General features: G+C 60.4%; 3 protein-coding genes and 1 pseudogene. All 4 read right to left on the bottom strand.

All coding sequences use genetic code 11. The features are described from left to right. Nucleotides 1–280 (bottom strand): annotated as a pseudogene (locus EN750_RS22235) (ABC transporter permease); the annotation flags it as partial. 91 nt (nucleotides 281–371) lie between these two features. Further along, nucleotides 372–2,063 (bottom strand): peptide ABC transporter substrate-binding protein, encoded by a 1,692-nt coding sequence (locus EN750_RS22230; protein WP_127397652.1) that lies wholly within the window; start codon nucleotides 2,061–2,063, stop codon nucleotides 372–374. 132 nt (nucleotides 2,064–2,195) lie between these two features. Then, nucleotides 2,196–3,215: an ABC transporter ATP-binding protein gene (locus tag EN750_RS22225; protein WP_127397651.1), complete on the bottom strand. Its 1,020-nt coding sequence runs from the start codon at nucleotides 3,213–3,215 to the stop codon at nucleotides 2,196–2,198. Beyond that, nucleotides 3,205–3,987: ABC transporter ATP-binding protein (locus tag EN750_RS22220; protein WP_145967835.1), on the bottom strand; the 783-nt coding region annotated here is incomplete at its 5' end. The genes EN750_RS22225 and EN750_RS22220, both read right to left, overlap by 11 nt.

Here is a 3,987-nt window from a genome sequence, read left to right as displayed (position 1 = left end):
GCTGTACACCGTCCGCAAAGTGCGTTCCGAAAAGAACGTCGAAGCCATGCAACGGCTCGATTACGAAGAACTGCTTCAGCCAAAGAAGATACTGGACGAACAGCGGCCCGTCGATGCCAAGAGCGGCGCGCATCTTTGCGCGCACTTCAGGCGGAAGGGAAGGGGGCAACTGCGATAACGGATCGCCAGGCGCCATTTTGAGCAGCGAGAAGATCACGAGGCTTATTAATAACAGGGTCGGGATCGCGATAAGCAGTCGTCGGATGGCATAGTTGAGCATGCGCCGTACCTATTGCTGCCGGCCGCGGAAATAGTGCCCGCGGCCGGTGTGGACATGGAAGCCGAGCACCCTTACAAGAACACGCAGGCTCTCACTTTTTGCGATACCAGTCCTGAGCGTTCCCCAACTCGGAATCCCAAGCGTTCGGGATAGTGCCGCCCAGCGTATTGGAAATCGCCGAGACGACGCCGCGCCAGACCAGTGGCATGATCGCGTAACTGTCCGTTAGAATGGTATCGAGTTTTTTGACTATCTCGCCGCGCTTCTGGATATCAGCGGTCTTGCCGAGTTCTGTCACGAGCGCGTCGTAGTTCGTGTCGCAGTAGCGCGGGGTGTTCGTGCCTGGAGAGCCCGGCTGCGGAACCCGGCTACAGGTGTAGGCTTCGACATATGCGCCGGGATCGGTACCGTCAAAGTAGTCGGCCCACATCTGGGCGTCGGCGTAGAAGTTCGTGTACGTTTCCGGATTGCTCGGATCGCTGCCGAAGAAGACCGAAGCGTCGACGCTCTTGAGTTCTACCTCAACGCCTATCTCGTGCCACCACTGCTTGATGATCGCCTGGAACTGGTTGCGCACGGCGTTGGTCGTGGTCACGAAAGTGAGGTTCAGCTTTTCGCCGTCCTTCTCCCGGATGCCATCGGGCCCCTGCTTCCAGCCCGCCTCGTCAAGAAGCCTCTTGGCGTCCGGGATGTCCTGCTCCAGGCAGCCCGTACTGCCGGCGGCGAAGGTCGGCGGCGCCGGAACGAAGTCGCAGGTGGGCTTGCCCATGGAGCCGTAGCCGATCTCGCTCAACCTCGCGCGGTCTAGCGCCATCGACAGAGCCTTGCGCACGCGAACGTCGCTGAGAATCGGGTGTGGATGTTTGGCTGTCGAACGCTCCTCCGGCGGGAGGCTGGGCGAGGGATCGGTTAGGTTCATGAAGAGGAATTCGACTTGCGCCCCGAAGGCCACCGCCACCTTGCCCTTGTCCCCTTTCTCCATCTCGCTTAGCACGTCCGGAGCGAGCTGCAAGTTCATGGCGTAGTCATATTCGCCCGTCTGCAGCACGGCACGGGCCGCCCCGAGCGCATCGCCGCCGCCCTTGATGTCGACCTCGGCGAAAGCGGGCTTGTTCGGATCGCGGTAGTTCGGGTTGGCCTTTAGCTGGATCGCGTCATTCGGCTTGAAACTGGTGACGACAAACGGCCCGGTGCCGACCGGATAGAAATTGGCTTCGGTGCAGGTCTGGGCCTTTGCGCCGAGGCAGTCGGCGAACTGGTTGGCCTGGATAATCGGAGACGCCTTGCCGACAAAGAGGGTATAGGGGACTCCCGTCGGCTCCTTGAACGTCACTTTCACGGTCAGATCATCCAGCGCCTCGACCTTGTCGACACCCTGGAATCTAGCTGTTGAGCAGCCAACCTTTGGGTCCATACAGTAGTTGGCGGTGAAAACCACGTCCTTCGAGGTGACCGGCGAACCGTCGGACCATTTGAGGCCTGGCCTCAGCTTCCACGTGATCGACTTGAGGTCCTTGGCGACGCCGCCGTTTTCGACGGTCGGGATCTCCGCGGCAAGCCGCGGGAAAAGCTCACCATTCTCGTCATAACCGGCTAGCGGCTCAAGCACTAGCGAGGCAGGAATGGTCTCCTTGTCGCCTTGCGCGAGGTAAGAGTTCATCATCGACGGCGCCTGCCAATTCAGGATCTTGACGGCGCCGTCTGTGCCGCGTCCGGCAAATGCAGACGATGCGGCTAGGGTCGCTACCATCCCCCCTGCTAGAAGTGATTTTAATCTTAACATTCTGTTGTTCTCCTCTTTTTTTAACCTCGGCCTGGCTTATTCCGGCCTTTTGCCCCACGCCTAATCCGTCCTCTTGGTGAGTCACGGACGCGTTAGTGAAACCTTTCTGCGAGGGACCTCGCTTCCACTGCTTCACTCGGCCCTGTGGCAAGCGACCCAGCGCTCTCCGGCCAGCTTTCGCCAAGCCGGTTGCTCTACCGCGCACCTGGCGAACGCGACCGGGCAGCGGGTGCGAAATCGACACCCCGAAGGCGGATTGGCCGGGCTCGGTACATCGCCCTTGAGGACGATGCGCTGCCGAGCTCGCTCTACCCTTGGATCCGGCACCGGGACCGCAGAGAGCAATGCTTTCGTGTAGGGATGCATTGGGTCTTTGTAGATGAGGTCGCGCGGTGCGAGTTCCATCACCTTGCCCAGATACATCACCGCGACATCGTCACAGAGGTGACGAACCATTGAAAGGTCGTGACTGATAAAGAGGTATGTCAGCGAGAACTGCTCCTGGATGTCTTTGAGGAGATTGACCACCTGAGCTTGGATGGAGACATCCAAGGCGGAGATCGGCTCGTCGCAGACAATGAAGTCCGGATTGAGTGCGAGCGCCCGGGCGATGCCAATGCGTTGGCGCTGGCCGCCGGAGAATTCATGCGGGTAGCGGTTGGCGAATTTCGGGTTGAGGCCCACTGAATCGAGCAACTCGCGGATTCGCCTCTCCTTTTCCGTGCCTTTTAGCACAGCGTGCTCATTGAGCGGTTCAGCGATGATCGAGCCGACGGTCATGCGCGGATTGAGGCAGGCCTGCGGATCCTGGAAGATCATCTGCATGCGCGCGCGCATGCGGCGCAGCTTGTTGCCCCCGATGTGCGTGATGTCTTCGCCATCAAATTCGATGCGGCCGCCGGTGGGGTCGTAAAGGCGCAGGATAACGCGCCCCGTCGTCGTCTTGCCGCAGCCGCTCTCGCCAACCAGGCCCAGCGTTCGGCCTCGCCTGACTTCCAAATTCACGCCGTCCACCGCTCTGATGCTGCCTGCCTGCCGCCCGAAGACACCCCGATAGGTCGGGAAATGCAAGGTCAGGTTACTGATACGGAGAAGGACGTCGTCGTCGCCGGCCTGTCCATCTCTGGCGAGGATGCTGGGCTCAGAAATCATCGCGCGGCCTCCCCCTGGTTACGTCCCACCAGCACGCCGCATCGTGACCTTGGCTAACAGGCATCAGCGGCGGCCTTTCGCTGAGACACCGGTCGAAAGCATGCGGACATCTGGGCGCAAAGGGACAGCTAGTCGGAAAGACGGTGAGATGGGGCGGCTGGCCGCCAACGCTCTTCAGTCGCTCCTGCCCCGACATATTGGCCCGCGGCAAGGTTTCCAGAAGCGCGCGCGTATACGGATGACTGGGATTTGCGTAGAGATCGTTGACAGCGGCGCATTCGACAACAAGTCCGCCATACATGACCATCACCCGATCGGCGATCCCGGCTACCACACCGAGATCATGTGTGATCCAGATGATGCTCATGCCGATTTCCTGGCGCAGCTTCTGCATGAGGTCCAGGATCTGGGCCTGAATCGTCACGTCGAGGGCGGTCGTCGGCTCATCGGCGATAAGCACCTTTGGGTCACAGGCTAACGCAATGGCGATCATCACCCGCTGGCGCATCCCACCGGAGAACTGGTGCGGATAGTCGTCTATCCTGTCCTGCGGCGAGGGAATGCCGACCCGCGAGAGAAGCTCGATCGCACGCTTGCGCGCCTCGCTACGGCTGAGACCGAAATGCTTGCGCAACGGCTCCATCAACTGGTAGCCTACCGTGAAGACCGGGTTGAGCGATGTCATCGGGTCCTGGAAGATGAACCCAACCTCGCCGCCGCGGACATTTCGCATTTCGCTCGGGTTAAGCGACAAAAGATCCCGGTCCCCGAG

Source organism: Mesorhizobium sp. M7A.F.Ca.ET.027.03.2.1, from assembly GCF_003999175.1.
GTDB lineage: Bacteria > Pseudomonadota > Alphaproteobacteria > Rhizobiales > Rhizobiaceae > Mesorhizobium.
The sequence above is the reverse complement of the archived record's forward strand: the minus strand, read 5'-3'. Positions and strand labels throughout refer to the sequence as shown.

Bases quoted from the DNA above. Each gene is read 5' to 3' on its own strand.
- EN750_RS22230 (WP_127397652.1), bottom strand. From the start codon at position 2,063: ATGTTAAGATTAAAATCACTTCTAGCAGGGGGGATGGTAGCGACCCTA.
- EN750_RS22225 (WP_127397651.1), bottom strand. From the start codon at position 3,215: ATGATTTCTGAGCCCAGCATCCTCGCCAGAGATGGACAGGCCGGCGAC.